General features: G+C 66.7%; 18 protein-coding genes and 1 pseudogene. 7 read left to right on the top strand and 12 right to left on the bottom strand.

Annotated elements, in window-relative coordinates; all coding sequences use genetic code 11:
- The 6 genes and pseudogenes from CXQ90_RS00005 to CXQ90_RS00030 form a co-directional block, all read left to right on the top strand.
- Positions 1-942 (top strand): annotated as a pseudogene (locus CXQ90_RS00005) (pyruvate dehydrogenase (acetyl-transferring), homodimeric type); the annotation flags it as partial.
- 223 nt (positions 943-1,165) lie between these two features.
- Positions 1,166-2,410 carry a CdaR family transcriptional regulator gene (locus CXQ90_RS00010; RefSeq protein ID WP_104136033.1) on the top strand — a complete coding sequence of 415 codons (1,245 nt, stop codon included), beginning with the start codon at positions 1,166-1,168 and terminating at the stop codon, positions 2,408-2,410.
- Between the two features lie 87 nt (positions 2,411-2,497).
- Complete coding sequence (locus tag CXQ90_RS00015; RefSeq protein ID WP_181038377.1) at positions 2,498-3,427, top strand: ACP S-malonyltransferase; 930 nt, start codon at positions 2,498-2,500, stop codon at positions 3,425-3,427.
- Positions 3,424-4,500: a beta-ketoacyl-ACP synthase III gene (locus CXQ90_RS00020; protein ID WP_104136037.1), complete on the top strand. Its 1,077-nt coding sequence runs from the start codon at positions 3,424-3,426 to the stop codon at positions 4,498-4,500. Before CXQ90_RS00015 ends, CXQ90_RS00020 begins: the two co-directional genes overlap by 4 nt.
- Before the next feature lie 81 nt (positions 4,501-4,581).
- Positions 4,582-4,830, top strand: a complete 249-nt coding sequence (locus tag CXQ90_RS00025; RefSeq protein ID WP_104136039.1) for an acyl carrier protein — start codon at positions 4,582-4,584, stop codon at positions 4,828-4,830.
- A gap of 174 nt (positions 4,831-5,004) precedes the next feature.
- On the top strand, positions 5,005-6,240 hold the full coding sequence (locus tag CXQ90_RS00030; RefSeq protein ID WP_104136040.1) for a beta-ketoacyl synthase: 1,236 nt from the start codon (positions 5,005-5,007) through the stop codon (positions 6,238-6,240).
- A 98-nt stretch (positions 6,241-6,338) separates the two neighbouring features.
- On the opposite strand, the gene CXQ90_RS00035 is transcribed toward CXQ90_RS00030, so the two are convergent.
- From CXQ90_RS00035 to CXQ90_RS00055, 5 genes are all read right to left on the bottom strand, one after another.
- Positions 6,339-6,842 (bottom strand): DUF3145 domain-containing protein, encoded by a 504-nt coding sequence (locus tag CXQ90_RS00035; RefSeq protein WP_078026576.1) that lies wholly within the window; start codon positions 6,840-6,842, stop codon positions 6,339-6,341.
- A 264-nt stretch (positions 6,843-7,106) separates the two neighbouring features.
- Entirely contained in the window at positions 7,107-8,033 is a 927-nt protein-coding gene (locus CXQ90_RS00040; RefSeq protein ID WP_104136042.1) for a tyrosine recombinase XerC, read from the bottom strand.
- 73 nt (positions 8,034-8,106) lie between these two features.
- Complete coding sequence (gene dprA / locus CXQ90_RS00045; RefSeq protein ID WP_104136043.1) at positions 8,107-9,291, bottom strand: DNA-processing protein DprA; 1,185 nt, start codon at positions 9,289-9,291, stop codon at positions 8,107-8,109.
- 11 nt (positions 9,292-9,302) lie between these two features.
- The gene (locus CXQ90_RS00050) at positions 9,303-10,847 is read right to left on the bottom strand and encodes a YifB family Mg chelatase-like AAA ATPase (protein ID WP_104136044.1); all 1,545 of its coding nucleotides are present in this window, start codon (positions 10,845-10,847) and stop codon (positions 9,303-9,305) included.
- Positions 10,847-11,203 carry a YraN family protein gene (locus CXQ90_RS00055; protein ID WP_104136046.1) on the bottom strand — a complete coding sequence of 119 codons (357 nt, stop codon included), beginning with the start codon at positions 11,201-11,203 and terminating at the stop codon, positions 10,847-10,849. The genes CXQ90_RS00050 and CXQ90_RS00055 overlap by 1 nt, the downstream gene beginning before the upstream one ends.
- Before the next feature lie 101 nt (positions 11,204-11,304).
- Here CXQ90_RS00055 and CXQ90_RS00060 point away from each other — a divergent pair, with 101 nt between their 5' ends.
- The gene (locus CXQ90_RS00060; RefSeq protein WP_258064236.1) at positions 11,305-11,964 is read left to right on the top strand and encodes an aldo/keto reductase; all 660 of its coding nucleotides are present in this window, start codon (positions 11,305-11,307) and stop codon (positions 11,962-11,964) included.
- On the opposite strand, the gene CXQ90_RS00065 is transcribed toward CXQ90_RS00060, so the two are convergent.
- The 7 genes from CXQ90_RS00065 to rimM form a co-directional block, all read right to left on the bottom strand.
- Positions 11,961-12,287 (bottom strand): DUF2469 domain-containing protein, encoded by a 327-nt coding sequence (locus tag CXQ90_RS00065; protein WP_056632617.1) that lies wholly within the window; start codon positions 12,285-12,287, stop codon positions 11,961-11,963. The genes CXQ90_RS00060 and CXQ90_RS00065 overlap by 4 nt on opposite strands.
- Before the next feature lie 116 nt (positions 12,288-12,403).
- Positions 12,404-13,075, bottom strand: a complete 672-nt coding sequence (locus tag CXQ90_RS00070) for a ribonuclease HII (RefSeq protein WP_104136049.1) — start codon at positions 13,073-13,075, stop codon at positions 12,404-12,406.
- Between the two features lie 2 nt (positions 13,076-13,077).
- Positions 13,078-14,034, bottom strand: coding sequence for a signal peptidase I (gene lepB, locus CXQ90_RS00075; RefSeq protein ID WP_258064237.1), 957 nt, complete (start codon positions 14,032-14,034; stop codon positions 13,078-13,080).
- Positions 14,035-14,715: a signal peptidase I gene (lepB, locus tag CXQ90_RS00080; RefSeq protein WP_104136052.1), complete on the bottom strand. Its 681-nt coding sequence runs from the start codon at positions 14,713-14,715 to the stop codon at positions 14,035-14,037.
- A gap of 85 nt (positions 14,716-14,800) precedes the next feature.
- On the bottom strand, positions 14,801-15,160 hold the full coding sequence (rplS, locus tag CXQ90_RS00085) for a 50S ribosomal protein L19 (RefSeq protein WP_104136054.1): 360 nt from the start codon (positions 15,158-15,160) through the stop codon (positions 14,801-14,803).
- 233 nt (positions 15,161-15,393) lie between these two features.
- The gene (gene trmD / locus CXQ90_RS00090) at positions 15,394-16,209 is read right to left on the bottom strand and encodes a tRNA (guanosine(37)-N1)-methyltransferase TrmD (RefSeq protein ID WP_104136055.1); all 816 of its coding nucleotides are present in this window, start codon (positions 16,207-16,209) and stop codon (positions 15,394-15,396) included.
- Entirely contained in the window at positions 16,210-16,800 is a 591-nt protein-coding gene (rimM, locus tag CXQ90_RS00095) for a ribosome maturation factor RimM (protein ID WP_104136057.1), read from the bottom strand.
- Between the last annotated feature and the right edge of the window lie 77 nt (positions 16,801-16,877).

Consider the following 16,877-nt stretch of genomic DNA (forward strand, 5'->3'; position numbering starts at 1 on the left):
ACCGCCTACGCCACCCACGGCGTGCCGCTGGTCCCGGTCTACGTGTTCTACTCCATGTTCGGCTTCCAGCGCACCGGCGATGCCTTCTGGGCCGCCGCCGACCAGATGACCCGCGGGTTCATCATCGGCGCCACCGCCGGGCGGACCACCCTGACCGGCGAAGGACTCCAGCACGCCGACGGCCACTCGCCGCTGCTCGCTTCCACGAACCCAGCAGTGGTCACCTACGACCCCGCCTACGGGTACGAGATGGGCCACATCGTGCGCGACGGACTGGAGCGCATGTACGGTCCGGATTCGACGGAGCGGAACCTGATGTACTACATCACGGTCTACAACGAGCCCATCACCCAGCCGGCCGAACCGGATGAGCTGGACGTTGAGGGAGTTCTGAAGGGCATCTACCTGCTGAAGCCCGCCAAGATCGACGGGCCGCGCACGCAGATCCTGGCTTCCGGCGTGTCAGTGCCGTGGGCGCTGGAAGCGCAGAAGGTCCTGGCCGAGGACTGGGGTGTTTCGGCCGACGTCTGGTCCGTGACCTCCTGGAACGAACTGCGCCGCGACGGCCTTGCCGCCGAGGAAGAGGCATTCCTCAACCCCGGACAGCAAGCACGCGTGCCGTTCGTCGCCCAGCAGCTCGCCGGGGCGACCGGACCGATCGTGGCAGTCTCCGACTACATGAAGGCAGTCCCGGACCAGATCCGCCAGTTCCTGCCGAACGAGTTCGCCTCGCTCGGCGCCGACGGCTTCGGCTTCTCGGACACCCGCGCCGCCGCTCGCCGCTTCTTCAAGAACGACACCCACTCTGTGGTGGTCCGTTCGCTGGAGATGCTGGCCCGCCGCGGCGAGGTTGACGCCCAGGCACCGGCGCAGGCAATTGAGAAGTACCGCCTGCACGACGTCAACGCCGGCACCACCGGCAACGCGGGCGGCGAATCCTGACTATTGCCGGTTGAGCGTGTCGAAACCAAGCTCAACCAGCGAAGTTCCCGCTCTGCACAACAGACGACGACGGTCCTCACCAAAGGTGGGGGCCGTCGTCGGCGTTTTGACCCCTTACGGCGCTGCTGACGCGGCGCTCGTACTGTGCTGTGATGCAGCGCAACCGCAGTTGTAGCCTTTACACAAAATGGAGCTTGCCGGGCGGGCCCCGTATGCTCGATGCATGCCCGAGCCCACCCCCGCCCCTGCCAAGCGCAAACCGCCGTCGCGCGCCATGACGCCGGAAAAGACAGAGACCCTCAAAAAGCTCCGGGCCAGTGTTGGCCAGTTGTCCACCACCACCATGCGCCAACTGGAAAAGTCACTGCCCTGGTACAGCCGGCTCAGCTCCGACGAACGCTCCGCACTGGGTCTCGTGGCGCAAAACGGCATCGCGGCGTTCGTCACCTGGTACGAGCGGCCCAGTTCCCCGTCCTGGATCCTCTCCGACGTCTTCGGCACGGCACCCACGGAGCTCACCCGCTCTATCAGCCTGCAGAAAGCGCTCCAGCTGATCCGGATTGTGGTGGAAGTGGTCGAGGACCAGGTCCCCGTCATTGCCCCCGAGGCGGATCAGCCGTCGCTGCGGGAGGCCGTGCTGCGGTACTCACGCGAAGTCGCCTTCGCCGCCGCCGATGTGTATGCAAGGGCCGCCGAGTCCCGCGGGTCCTGGGACACCCGGCTCGAAGCCCTGATCGTAGACGCCATCCTGCGGGGCGAAAACACCGATGCGCTGCGGTCCAGGATCGCCGCCCTCGGCTGGAAGGCCCAGGAGCGCTTCACCGTCATGGTGGGGAACTCGCCGTCGGAACCCAGCGCCAGCTATGTGAGCGAGCTCCGGCGGACCGCGGGCCGCTTTGCGGAAGACGCGCTCGTGGGCATCCAGGGCGACCGCCTGATCCTCATTCTCGGCGGCGTCCACGACCGAGAAACGGCGTACCTGAAGCTGAGCGAGATGTTCGCGCCGGGTCCCGTGGTCTACGGCGCCGAGGCGAGCTCGCTGCTCGAGGCCAGCAGCTCGGCGCAATCGGCGTTCGCCGGGCTCACCGCCGCGCGGGCCTGGCCCTCGGCGCCCCGCCCGGTGGCCGCGGATGATCTTCTTCCCGAGCGGGTCATTTCCGGCGATGACGCCGCGCGCCGGTCGCTCGTGAAGAACATCTACCGGCCGCTGCTGGCCGCCTCCAACGGCCTGGTGGAGACACTCGGCACGTACCTCGAGCTGGGCCACTCGCTCGAGGCCACCGCGCGGGAACTCTTCGTTCATGCCAACACGGTCCGCTACCGCCTCAAGCGCGTTTGTGACGTCACAGGCTGGGATCCGCTGCTCCCCCGGGAAGCCTTTGTGCTTCAGGCCGCGCTCGTCGTGGGGCGGCTCTCAACGCCGCCCAAGCCCGCCGTGGAGCGCCATTCGGCGCGGAACTCGAACTGAACCGTTGTAGACTTCCTACAAACTGACCCAGTGAGCTTGGTGTACGGAAACACCATGAATCACGCGGTAATTTGGAAAGCTGGATACGTGCTTGCAATCGTCTGCCCTGGACAGGGCTCACAGACCCCCGGATTCTTGGCCCCTTGGCTGGAACTGCCTTCCGTAGCAGGCCATCTGGCCTCCCTCAGCGAAATCGCAGGCATCGACCTCACGGCGCACGGGACCACCTCGGATGAGGACACCATCAAGGACACCGCCGTTGCGCAGCCCCTGATCGTGGCCGCCGGGCTCGTGGCCGCGAAGTCACTGTTCGACGTCGAGCTCAGCTCGCTGCCGGTCATCCTGGCCGGACACTCGGTCGGAGAGATCACGGCGTCGGCCCTGGCCGGCGTGCTGACCGAAAAAGAAGCCATGACCTTCGTGCGGGTCCGCGCCAACAGCATGGCCGAAGCCGCCGCTGTCACGCCGACCGGCATGAGCGCCGTGGTAGGCGGGGATCCCGCCGAGGTCCTCGCGGCCATTGAAGCTGCAGGCGCCGCGCCGGCCAACGTTAACGGTGCCGGCCAGGTGGTTGCCGCCGGCACCTTCGAGCAGCTCAAGGCCCTGGCGGAGAATCCCCCGGCCAAGGCACGCGTCATCCCGCTCAAGGTGGCAGGAGCCTTCCACACCTCGCACATGGCGCCGGCCGTGAGCGCACTGGAAGCCCTGAAGCCCGAGCTGCAGCCGCAGGCCCCCGCAGTACCGCTCCTGTCCAACGCCGACGGCCAGGAAGTCACGGACGGCGCAGCCGCCGTGGACCGCATGATCGCGCAGGTGTCCCGCCCCGTCCGCTGGGACCAGTGCATGGAATCGCTCGTGCAGCGCCGCGTCACGGGCCTCATCGAACTGGCGCCCGCAGGCACCCTCGCCGGACTCGCGAAGCGCGGCATGCCGGGCGTGAAGACCGTGGCCGTGAAAACCCCCGAAGACCTGTCCGCAGCCCTTGCACTATTCGCAGAACTGGAAGGACAGGCATGAGCGTTCCCGCGCTGAAGCAGTCACTGGCCAACGAGCACACCCGCATCCTGGGCATCGGCGCCTACCGCCCCGATGTCATTGTGACCAATGACGACGTGTGCCAGTGGATCGATTCCTCCGATGAATGGATCCGCCAGCGGACCGGCATCATCACCCGCCACCGGGCGCCCGCCGACGTCAGCGTCATTGACATGGCCGAAGGTGCCGCCCGCGAGGCGCTGGAGAGGGCCGGCATTGAGGCCTCCCAGCTCGGTGCGGTAATTGTCTCCACCGTGACGCACCCGTTCGTCACGCCGTCAGCGGCCGCAAGCCTCACGGACCGCCTCGGCGCGACGCCGGCTCCCGCCTTCGACATCTCCGCCGCCTGCGCCGGCTACTGCTACGGCATTGCCCAGGGCGATGCGCTGGTCCGTTCCGGCACCGCGCAGTATGTGCTCGTGGTTGGCGCCGAAAAGCTCTCCGACGTCATCGACAACACCGAGCGCACCATCTCCTTCCTGCTGGGCGACGGCGCCGGCGCGGTGGTGATCGGCCCGTCCGACACGCCGGGCATCGGTCCGTCCGTCTGGGGTTCGGACGGCAGCAAGTGGGACGCCATCGGCATGACGCACTCGCTGCTGGACGTGCGGGAATACTCCGCAGCCCACCAGGGCGGCGCCGGACAGGACCCCCGCACTCTCAGTGCCGGCGAAGCGGCCGTCACGGATGCCGCCATCTGGCCGACTCTGCGCCAGGACGGCCAGACCGTCTTCCGCTGGGCCGTGTGGGAAATGGCGAAGGTGGCCCAGCAGGCCATGGACGCCGCCGGCATCCGGGCAGAAGACCTGGTGGCCTTCATTCCGCACCAGGCCAACATGCGGATCATCGACGAAATGGTCAAGAAGCTCCAGCTCCCGGAAACCGTCACCGTGGCCCGGGACATCGCCGACGCCGGCAACACCTCGGCCGCGTCCATCCCCCTGGCCACGCACCGGCTGCTCCAGGAAAACCCGGAGCTGAGCGGCGGACTGGCCCTGCAGATCGGCTTCGGCGCCGGGCTGGTCTTCGGCGCCCAGGTAGTTGTCCTTCCGTAGGAATACCCAAACCAAGCCGCAACCGCGGTTTGCATCATTTCCGGCATTCCCTGCCGGCAATAACAAGAAAAGGAGCCATCAATGGCTAGCAACGAAGAGATCCTGGCCGGACTGGCTGAAATCGTCAACGAAGAGACCGGCCTGGCCCCGGAGGCAGTTGAGATGGACAAGTCCTTCACCGAGGACCTGGACATCGACTCCATCTCCATGATGACGATCGTTGTCAACGCTGAAGAAAAGTTCGGCGTGCGCATCCCGGACGAAGAGGTCAAGAACCTCAAGACCGTCGGCGACGCCGTCAGCTTCATCGCAGGCGCACAGGCAGCCTGATAAGGCTCCAGCCGCGCATCGGCTGAACCCGGCCGGCCGGCCCGGACAACACATTCCGGACCGGCCGGCCGAAGCACCACATAATTTTCTCGCAGACCCCTCCGCACGCCCCCGACTCAGGCCTCCGGCCCAGCAGCACAGGACACGGCACGCGCACCGACAGAGAGTGATCCCATGACACGCAAAGTAGTCATTACCGGTCTGGGTGCCACCACGCCCATCGGCGGCGATGTACCCACTATGTGGAAGAACGCGCTGAAGGGGGTCTCCGGCGCACACACGCTCGAAGATGACTGGGTAGCCAAGTACGAACTACCGGTCCACTTCGCCGCCCGCTGCTCCACCCCCGCCCTTGAGGTCCTGAGCCGCGTCGAGGCCAAGCGCATGGACCCGTCCACGCAGTTCGGCGTTATTGCCGCCCGCGAAGCCTGGGCCGATTCCGGCATCACCGAGGTTGACCACGACCGGCTGGCCGTTGCCTTCGCCACCGGCATCGGCGGCGTGTGGACTCTCTTGGACGCGTGGGACACGCTGAAGGAGAAGGGACCGCGCCGGGTCCTGCCCATGACCGTCCCGATGCTCATGCCCAACGGCGTCGCCGCCGCGGTGAGCCTTGACCTGGGTGCCCGGGCCGGGGCGCACACGCCCGTCTCCGCCTGCGCCTCCGGCACGGAAGCCCTGCACCTCGGCCTGGACCTGATCCGTTCCGGCAAGGCCGACGTGGTCATGTGCGGCGGCGCCGAAGCCGCCATCCACCCGATGCCCCTGGCCGCATTCTCCTCGATGCAGGCGCTCTCCCGCCGCAACGATGATCCCGAGCACGCCTCACGCCCCTACGACATGGGCCGCGACGGCTTCGTCATGGGCGAGGGTGCGGGCGCCCTGGTGCTCGAGGCCGAAGAGCACGCCCTGGCTCGCGGAGCGCGGATCTACGGCGAACTGGCCGGCACCTCCGTGACGTCCGACTCCTACCACATCACTGCCCCGGACCCCGAAGGCCTCGGTGCCACCCGCGCCCTGAAGGCAGCCATGTTCGACGGCCGGATCCAGGCCGGGGACGTGGTGCACGTCAACGCCCACGCCACCTCCACGCCGGTGGGCGACAAGCCCGAGTACACCGCGCTGCGCGCTGCCCTGGGATCCCAGTTGGAAAACGTGGCGGTATCCGCCACCAAGTCGCAGATGGGCCACCTGCTGGGCGCGTCCGGCGCCGTTGAGGCTGTTCTCACGGTGCTGGCTGTTTACGATCGCAAGGCCCCGCTCACCATCAACCTCGAGAACCAGGATCCGGAGATCCCGCTCGACGTCGTCACCTCCTCCCGGGATCTTCCCGCCGGAGACATCGTGGCACTGAGCAACTCGTTCGGCTTCGGCGGCCACAACGCCGTCATCGCCGTCCGCAGCGTGTGATCACGACGGACCACTGAAGAAGCCCCCGCCGGTTGGCGGGGGCTTCTTCATTGCTATGGGGGATGTCCGGCCGCGGCGTCAGCCCACCTGGTGCAGCGTCAGCCCACCTGGTGCAGCCAGCGCACGGGAGCGCCTTCGGCAGCGTGCCGGAAGGGTTCGAGCTCCTCGTCCCAGGCTTCGCCGAGGGCCAGCGAGAGCTCGTGGTAGACGGCCGAGGGATCGCCCGCGCCGGACTCATAGGCGTAGCGGATGCGGTCTTCCGAAACCATGATGTTGCCGTGGACGTCCGTCACGGCATGGAAGATCCCCAGCTCGGGAGTGTGCGACCAGCGGCCGCCGTCCACACCCTGGCTGGGTTCCTCGGTGACCTCGAAGCGCAGGTGCGCCCACCCCCGCAGGGCAGACGCCAATTGCGCACCTGTCCCCTGCGCGCCGGTCCAGGACAGCTCCGAGCGGAACATGCCGGGTGCGGCGGGCTGAGCGGTCCATTCAAGATCTGTGCGCTTGTCCACGACAGATCCAATGGCCCACTCAACGTGAGGGCACAGTGCGGTAGGGGCCGAGTGAATAAACAGCACACCGCGGGTCATTGCAACAGACATTCCATCCTCCATAGCTGTAGGTACGTCTTCCCCAACGACCTTCATGGATGGATGTTTGCTGCTCAGGGTGCCGCGTGGTGCCGGTAATTCCTGCCAATCTATGAAAATAATGCCGGACTCGCAAATAGCACCTAAGCCGCTGGCTTAAAGCACAACTTGAAAGTTGCCGGACCTGGGTCTTATTGTGCCGTACCCCGCCTAATTACGCCAGTGCAATTCGGCGCGCCGTGGAACGGTGGTTCATCGGAAGCTGTCACACGCAGCCTACGCGCGGGGGTGGGCCTGCTGGTAGCTGTTCCGCAGCCGGTCCACTGATACGTGGGTATAGATCTGCGTGGTGGCAATGCTGCTGTGGCCCAGGATTTCCTGAACCGCCCTCAGGTCGGCACCGCCGTCGAGCAGGTGGGTGGCAGCCGAATGCCGCAGCGCGTGCGGACCGGTGGCTGCGGTATCCCCCAAAGCCTCGAACAGGCCCTTCACGACGCTCCGCACCTGGCGCTGGTCCACCCGGCCGCCCCGGACACCAAGGAACAGCGCGGGGCCGCTGCCCGCAGCGACGAGCTTTCCGCGGCCACGGCGCAGCCAGTCGTCGACGGCGAGCGCCGCCGGCAGTCCGTAGGGAACGGTCCGCTCCTTGTTGCCTTTACCAACCACACGCAGGGTCCGTCTGTCGGGATCAAGGTCGTCAACATCGAGACCCGCGAGTTCGCCGACACGGATGCCCGTGGCGTACAGCAGTTCAACGATGGCCAAGTCACGCAGTGGCATCGGGGATCCGTCCCGCGCCGCTTCCTTCAGCCCGTGCAGCAGCCGGACCAATTGCTGATGCTGAAGAACGCCGGGCAGGGAGCTCTCCTTCTTCGGTGCCTTCAGGCGCAGCGCCGGATCGGTGTCGATGAGCTCCTCGCGCAGGGCCCAGGCGGTGAAACTCCGGGCGGTGGCTGAACGGCGCGCCAGCGTGGAACGGGACACGCCGGACTCGCTTTGGGCGCCAAGCCAGCGCCGCAGCGTACCGAGTTCGACCCCGTCGAGATCCGTGACGCCTTCCGTGGCCGCGTGGGCCAGCAGGCTTCCGACGTCCGAAAGGTAGGCGCGCACCGTGTGTTCTGACCGCGCCCTCTCGCCGGTCAGGTACCGGCCAAATCCGGTGATGGCCCGGGCGAGCGCCGGCGGCAGTTCTTCTTTCTCCACGCTCCCACTTTCCCAGCATTCGGCGGGCAATCAAGGAGCGCACCCGGCGCGCCGCGGCGGCCACCACCCGCCATCAGCCGGCGGTCTTGGTCCTCTTCCAGCCACCAGCCCCTGACTCCGCGAGGCCCAGCAGATTCAGCCTGCCCAGGCCCGCCCGCACCGACTCGACGCCGAGCCCGGCAACGCTGCTCAGTTTCTCGACTGAGCTGGTTGACCGCAGCGGAAGGGCGTCGAGCAGAATGAGGTCCTCGAGCGTCAGGCCGTCGTGATCCGCGGACCTGCCCGCCCGCGCGTCGGGCAGGGATTCCCCGCTCGGTGAGGCCAGCTCCGCGATTTCCGCTGCGTCCGTAACGCAGATGGCCCCGCCCTCGCGCAGCAGCCGGTGGCAGCCGGCGGAGTTGGCGCTGTGGACCGATCCCGGGACAGCTCCCACAGCTCTGCCGAGCGTTTCTGCATGGTGAGCCGTGTTCAGCGCGCCGGACCTCCATCGGGCCTCAACAACGACGGTCACCGAGGCCAGCGCGGCGATGATCCGGTTGCGTTGCAGGAACCTGTACCGCGTGGGTGCAGAGCCTGGCGGTACTTCAGCGATGACGGCACCCTGGTTGGCCACCGCGCGCAGTAGATCCTCGTTTCCGGAGGGATAGAAGCGGTCCACGCCACCGGCCATCACCGCAATGGTTGGCATCGGACCCGAGCCGCCCGCCAGGGCCGCGCGGTGTGCATGCGCGTCGATGCCGTAAGCGCCCCCGGACACCACGGTGAACCCCCGTTGCGCGAGCGAATAGGCAAGGTCTCCGGTGACCGATGCACCATAACTGGTGCTGTCCCGTGAACCGACCAGCGCCACCGACTTCGCTGCCGGCGGCAGCTCCTGCTCGACTCCCCTCCACCAGAGGCAGATGGGCTCGTGGATGCCCAGATCCCCCAGTTGCCCGGGCCACAGATCATCTCCCGGTATGATCATCCGGCCGCCCAGCCGTTCCATTGTGGCCAGGTCGCGTTCCGGTGCAAGGTCCGGAATCCTGGGCGCCCAGCGTTTCAGGGCCGCTGCCATGCCCGCCCACGACGTTACGGAGCCATGTTCTGCCAGAACACCCGTGATTTCCTGTTCCAGGGCCGGGCCGTAGCTCAGCTCCCCGGTGGCAATCCCGAGCGCATCCAACGCGCCGGCAACCTGCACCAGCGCAAGTCCTGCCGCATCCTGCGGTTCCATCAGCCTGGACAGGGCGGCGCGCGCCAGTCGCTCGTTTTCCATGAACTTTCCTTTCAGGCGGCTGCCGAAGCAACCTGGCGTAGGCTAAGTGCTTGTCCGATGTCGTTCGCGTCCGGCTGCTCCCTGCTTCCGAGATCAGCCAGCGTCCAGGCGAGCCGGAGTACCCGGTCGTAGCCGCGGGCTGTGAGCACGCCCCTCTCCAGGGAATGGTCCAGGATGCGGGTGGTGGCCGGTGCGAGCCTTAAGTCGCCCCGAAGCACGCGCCCGGGCACCTGCGAGTTGGTTTCCATTCCGAGGGGACGAAGCCTCTGCAGCTGGCGTGACCGGGCGGCAAGAACCCGGCCTCCGACCGTCGCGGTGTCCTCTTCGCCGCCTGACTGGCCGAAGTCCGCCAGGGAAACGCGGTCCACCTGCAGCTGGATGTCCACCCGGTCGAGCAAAGGTCCAGACATGCGCGCCAGGTACCGGCGCCGCATGGTGGGTGTGCAGGTGCATTCGACGCCCTTGCCCGAGGCTTTGCCGCAGGGGCAGGGGTTGGCCGCGAGCACCAGTTGGAAGCGTGCCGGGTACGCGGCGGTGCCTGCTGAACGGTGGATCACAAGCTCACCGCTCTCGAGCGGCTGCCGGAGAGCGTCCAGGACCCGGCGCTCGTATTCCGGCGCCTCGTCAAGGAAGAGAATCCCCCGGTGCGCGCGGGACGCCGCACCGGGCCGCGGCAGTCCGGAGCCACCGCCGATGATTGCCGCGGATGTGGCCGTGTGGTGGGGGTTTTCAAAGGGCGGCCGCCTGACCAGTTGCAGCGACGACGACGGGAGCTGGCACAGCGAGTGAATGGCCGTCACCTCCATTGCCTCGGTGTCGCCAAGATCGGGGAGGAGCCCGGGGAGCCGTTCCGCCAGCATGGTCTTGCCGGCCCCGGGCGGACCGGTGAGCAGCAGGTGGTGGGCGCCCGCGGCCGCCACCTCCAGGGCACGTCGGGCATCCCCCTGGCCCGAGACGTCGCACATGTCCGGGACGGTCACGCCAACGCTTTCGGTGTCGTCGCCGGCGGGTTCATCCTCCGGCTCGAAATCGAGGGCAAGTTCCAAGGGGTCTGCCCCGAAGTCGAAGGCGAGCCGTGCCAGGGTCTTGTAGCCCTGGACGCGAGCGCCGGGGACGAGCGCTGCCTCAGCGGCGTTGGCCTGGGCGACGATGACGTCCGTGTACCCGGCCTGGACGGCCGACATCACGGCGGGGAGGACGCCGCGGACCGGCCGCAGCTGTCCGTCCAAGCCGAGTTCGGCAATGAAGACCGTGCGCCCCGTGGGCCTGATGTCATCCGCCGCTCGCAGTGTGGCCATGGCAATCGCCAGGTCAAATCCGGAGCCGCGCTTGGGCAAGGACGCGGGGATGAGGTTGGCCGTGATCTTCCGCCGGCTCAGCGGAATGCCGGAGTTCTGCGCAGCCGACCGGATCCGTTCCTTGGCTTCATTGAGGGACGCATCGGGCAGGCCCAGGATGACGAATGCGGGCAGAGTCTGGCCTATATCGGCCTCGACCTCCACGATATAGCCGTTCAGTCCCACCAGGGCCACCGAATACGTTCGTCCCAGCGCCACTACCCCACCCCCTTGAGGTGTTCAAGGGTCGGCTCGCACACGCCGTCATCCAGGACAGCAATGACGTCCACACGGCGCAGCGGCATCCGAAGCTCATGATCGCGGCACCAGGCTGAGCCCAGGCGATGCAGGCGGGCAAGCTTGTCCGAACCCACGGCCTCGAACGGGTGGCCATAGGCGAGCGACCGCCGGGTCTTCACTTCCGCGATGACGAGCGCATCGCCGTCCAAGGCAACGATGTCGATTTCGCCGTCGGGACAGCGCCAGTTGCGCTCCACGATCAGCATGCCCAGCGATTCAAGATACTCGGCCGCGAGCTCTTCGCCGCGCCGGCCCAGCAGGTCTTTGGCTTTCATTTCTACCTCCGCAACAAGACTGCGGGGGCGCCGCCACGCGGGACAGAGACCGATCGAGCTATGTGGGAAAACCAGGGGCAGGACAGGCGTGTGGAGGAAGAGTGGCAACAGCTCCCCGACGCCTGTTAGCCGGAGGACAGCCGGAGCCGGCCCCGTGGCAGGAACACCAGAACGAGGAAGCAGTCGGCCGCGCCATCAGGAACAGCGGCATCGCCCGCGACGAACTGTTTATCACCACGAAGCTGCGGGTCCAGGACCCGGGCGAGGGCAACACTTGGCGGGCGTTTGAGAACTTGCTGCGCCGCCTCGGCCTAGACACCATTGACCTGTACCTCATGCACCAGCCCTACGGCGACTACTACAGCCAGTGGCGCGCCATGCAGGACCTCCATGCCGAGGGCCACATCCGAGCGATCGGCGTGTCGAACTTTCACTCAGACCGGCTCATCGACCTGATCACCCACAACGACATCACCCCGGCCGTGAACCAAATCGAAACACACCCCTTCTACCAGCGGCAGGCGGAGCACGACTACATGCCGGAGCACGGCGTCCAGCACGAGTCGTGGGGTCCGTTTGCCGAAGGAAGGAACAACCTCTTCTCCGACCCGACCCTTGCGTCCATCGCCAACCACCATGGCAAGTCCGTCGCGCAGGTGGTGCTGCGCTGGCTCATCCAGCGCGTGGTGGTGGTCATTCCCAAGTCCGTGCGCCCGGACCGGATGGCCGAAAACCTCGATGTCTTCGCGTGCAGCTCCTAGTTCCCCAAGTCAACGTCCTTGGGCAATGCCAGCTCCTCGCTGCGCGGGAGTTCCTCGACGTTGACGTCCTTGAACGTGATGACGCGGACGCTCTTGACGAACCGTGCCGAACGGTAGACGTCCCAGACCCAGGCATCCTGGAGCGTGAGGTCGAAGTAGACCTCGCCGTCGGCGCTGCGCGCCTGCAGGTCCACGTGGTTGGCAAGGTAGAAGCGCCGCTCGGTTTCGACCACGTAGCTGAACAGCCCGACGACGTCGCGGTATTCACGGTAGAGCTGTAGCTCCATGTCGGTTTCGTAGTTCTCAAGGTCTTCGGCACTCATGGTTCCATCTTGCACCATGTAGCGGGCCCGCGCGCACCGGCACCCGTCCAGCCGAACCTCAACCGGTCCAGGCAGCATCCAGAAGCTGCCACGTGCCAGCCACCCGCCGGGAAAGCCTACTCAGACAGCAGGTTCCAGCTGACCCGGTGATACGGGCTGGGGCCGGAGGCCCGGATGGCCTCCCGGTGCGCTGCCGTCCCGTAGCCCTTGTTGACGTCCCAGCCGAAAGCCGGGTACTCAAGGTGCAGCTCCTGCATGGTGCGGTCCCGCTCCACCTTGGCCAGGACGCTCGCTGCAGCCACGCTCAGGCACTGCATGTCGGCCTTGACCAGGGTGTGCACCGGCGCATCGCAGCCCGGATCCACGAGGACCTCGTCAAACAAAGACGGTTGGATGTCCGGCGACAGCCAGTTGTGGCTGCCGTCCAGCAGGACCACATCCGGTGTGATGCCCGTCCCCAGGATCTCGAACCATGCCCGGTTCCCGGCCGTTCGGAGGGCACCCATGATGCCCAGTTCATCGATTTCCCGGGCGCTGGCGTGCCCCACCGCACAGGCCACGCTCCAGGCCCGGACCAGCGGATCCAGCCGTTCACGGTCGGCTGCTTTCAGCAGCTTGCTGTCACGGACGTCCGCCAGGAGCTTCATCTGCCGTAGGTCCACCACGGCGATTCCCACACTTACTGGTCCGGCGAGGGCCCCGCGGCCCACCTCGTCGACGCCCGCCAGGAACCGCGCTCCCCGCGGAAGAAAGCGCTTCTCGTAGTCAAGGGTGGGTGCAACGGACATGGCTAGCCTGCCGACGGGACGTTCTTGAACACGTCGGGGTAGTTGTCCAGGGCCGCCCAGCGGTTCAGCGGCCAGGCGATGACGGCGGCCTTGCCCTCGATGTCGGCGATGTCTACGAACCCGCCGTTGGAGTCCGTGTGTGCGCGGGAGTCCGCGGAATGGTTGCGGTTGTCCCCCATGACCCAGACCTTGCCGGCCGGCACCTCGACGTCGAAGCTGCGCACCAGCGGCACTTCTGCCGGGTTGACGTACTTCTCGTCCAGCGGGGCCTCATTGACCGTGAGCTTGCCGTCGGCGTCGCAGCAGATGACCTGGTCTCCGGGTAGCCCGATGACGCGCTTGACGAGGTGCTGTTCGGAGTTGTCCGGCAGCAGGCCCACGAACGTCAGCCCGTCCTCGACGAAGGTGAACGGCCCGTCGGCCTTCTGCGGAGTGGGCGGCAGCCAGCCCTTGGTGTCCTTGAACACCACCACGTCCCCACGTTCCAGGGCAAACGGCTCCGGAACGAGCAGGTTGACGAAGATGCGGTCGTTGATGTCCAGGGTGCTCACCATGGACTCGGACGGAATGTAGAAGGCGCGGAACAGGAACGTCTTGATGAGGAAGGACAGCACGACGGCGATCACCACCACCGTGGCGATTTCCTTCAGCCACAGCAGGAAGGGGTTGCGGGCAGGAGCCGGCCTCTTTCGGCCTGCGTCTGCGGCCCGTCGCGAGGCGGGCTCTGCCGGGGCGTCCTTCCCGGAGGCAGACCCGGAGCCGGGCTCTGCAGATACGGGCCCTGGGGAGGCGGGCACGTCAGATACCGGCGCGGCCGATACAGGCACTCCGGAACCAGGATGCCCGGGTGCAGGGTCTCCAGGGACGGCCACGGCCGAATCGGGCTCTCCCGAAACGTGCCTTCCCTGCCGGGCAGCAGTCTGCTGCGGCTCGGAAGTCCCGGGATCTCTTTCCGGCATCTACTGTCCGTCCTTCGTTGTAGTTGCGGCCGCCAACGGCGGCCGCGCCACTGGGGCAAATCTATCAAGCGGCCAGATGATCTGTACCGGCCGGCCGATCACCTTGTCCTCCCGAACCATACCGCCGCCGGGCGCACCCAGCAGGCTGCGCGAGTCGGCCGACACGGAGCGGTGGTCGCCCAACAGCCAGAGCCGCCCCGCCGGAACCGTCACGTTGAATTTCTGGCTGCTCGCCGGGTCCCCGTCATAGAGGTAGGGCTCCACGAGCGGCTGGCCGTTCACTGTGAGCCGCGCTTCGGCGTCGCAACAGACCACGTGGTCGCCGGGCAGGCCGATTACCCGCTTTACGTATGTAGTATCACTGCCGGTGAGTCCCAGCCAGTGCCCGGTGTCCGCCAGTGCGTCCTCCAGCGGGCCGGAACCGCTGTTGAGCGGTGCAAAAGAGCCCCGGCCATCGAATACCACTACGTCGCCGCGCCGGATCGGCTCCGACTGGAAGCCGGTGCGGGAGACCAGGATCCGGTCGCCGGTGTCGAACAGCGGTTCCATGGAGGCCGATGGTATGTAGTACACGTCCAGCCACAGCGAGCGGATCAGCCCGCTGACGATCACCGCCAGCGCCAGTGCCACCAACGCAAAACGCCAGCCCGGTTTCCCTGGCTGGCGTTTCGTCTGGTCCATGGTCCGTATCCTGTAACGCTGTTGCGGATGGCTCCGGCGCTGGCCGGATACGGGTTCGGGACCCGCCCTGAAAGTCCGGAAGGACTTACTTGGCGGTGCTGAAGTCGCGCTTTTCCTTGATCTTCGCAGCCTTACCGCGCAGTGCACGCATGTAGTAAAGCTTGGCGCGGCGCACGTCACCCTTGGTGACGAGTTCGATCTTGTCGATGATCGGGGAGTGCACCGGGAAGGTACGCTCCACACCGACGCCGAAGGAAACCTTGCGGACGGTGAAGGTTTCGCGGATGCCGTCACCCTGGCGGCCCAGGACGAAGCCCTGGAATACCTGGACACGGGAGTTCTTGCCTTCGATGATGTTCACGTGAACCTTGATGGTGTCACCCGCGCGGAACTGGGGAACATCGGTGCGCAGCGAGGCTGCATCTACGGAATCGAGGATATGCATTGATCCACTCCTGGTGAACGCCACAGGTCATTCACTTTGGGTCACGGCGGCCAAGCCCGGATTTATGGCCCGGGAATTCCCGCCGAAAGTGTTGTGGTCCGGTCCCGCCACTGATTGGCGGTACCGGGTTGCCTTGCTGTTGGTTGCGCTCCCCCTGTGGCAGGTGCGGACCCAGCAGACACAAGGACTAATTTTGCCACACTCGGCGGTCTACAGCCAATCGCGGCGGACAGTCAGGCGGAGGCGGCGCTTCCGGGCTCCGGGCGGCGCTTGAGGCGGCCGTCGACGACGTCGTACCCCAGGTCCGCGAGCGCGGAGCGGTCAGCGCGGGGAAGACGTCCGGCGTCGAACGTCTCCAGCAGGTCAGGCCGGCGTTCCGCCGTCCGGCGGTACTGCTCGTGCCGGCGCCACTGGGCGATCTTGCCGTGGTTCCCGCTGAGCAGGACTTCCGGCACCTCCCGCTCGCGCCAGACGGAGGGCTTGGTGTAGACGGGGTACTCGAGCAGGCCGTCCGAATGGGACTCCTCCACGAGGGACTCGGGGTTGCCCACGACGCCCGGCAACAGCCTGCCGATGGCCTCCACCATGGCCAGGACGGCGACCTCGCCGCCGTTGAGGACGTAGTCCCCGAGGCTGACCGGGCGAACGGTGAAGTGCTCTTCCGCCCATTCAATGACGCGTTCATCGATGCCTTCATAGCGGCCGCAGGCGAAAACCAACTGGTCCTCTTCGGCAAGTTCGTACGCCAGCGCCTGGTTGAAGCGCTCCCCTGCCGGGGACGGCACGATGAGCACCGGCTTCCTGCCGGCGTCCGCCGGCTGGGCCGCGGCCACCGACGCCAGGGCCTGGGCCCACGGCTCGGCTTTCATGACCATGCCGGCACCGCCGCCGTAGGGAGTATCGTCCACGGTGCGGTGGCGGTCGGTAGTGAAGGAGCGGAGGTCGTGGACGTTGAGGTCCAGCAGGCCGTCCTGCCTGGCCTTGCCGATCAGCGAGAGTTCCAGCGGTGCCAGGTACTCGGGAAAAATACTGACGACGTCGATTCTCATCTAGGCTTTGGCCCCCGGCTCGGAGTCCCCGGCGTCGGAGTCCCCGGCTTCCGGCTCCCCGGCTTCGGCGGCGCCGGCATCCTCGAGGTTGATCTCGAAGAGGCCTGGGGGCGGCGTCACCAGGACATAGCCTTCCGCGACGTTGACTTCGGGGACGATCTGCTCAACGAACGGGATCAGGATCTCCTTGCCGTCGGGCGTCTTCACCACGAGCAGGTCCTGCACCGGCATGGTGTTCAGGCCGGACACCTTGCCCACCACCTGCGAGCCGACCCGCGCTTCCAGGCCTACGAGTTCGTGCTCGTACCAGCCTTCGTCGTCGTTGTCTTCAAGCTCTTCGGACTCGACGAACAGCTTGGCGCCGCGGAGGGTTTCGGCCTCGTTCCGGGTTTCAATTTCCTCGAAGGCAATCAGGAGGATGTCCTTGTTCCAGCGGGCACTGTGAACCGTGAGCGGTCCGGCCGAGGCGGGCTCGACCACGAATTCGGTGCCGGGGACGAACCGGTCGCCGGGGGCATCGGTGAGCACCTGCACGGTCACCTCGCCACGGATTCCATGGGGCTTACCGATTCGTGCCACCTGAAGCTGCATGTGTTCCTCTGTTCCGGAGTGCGTTGTGAAAAATTGGGGGTGGTGTTCGCCGTGAAAGCAGTCCGGCCCCTCCACCG

Source organism: Arthrobacter sp. ZGTC131 (assembly GCF_002929275.1).
GTDB lineage: Bacteria > Actinomycetota > Actinomycetes > Actinomycetales > Micrococcaceae > Arthrobacter.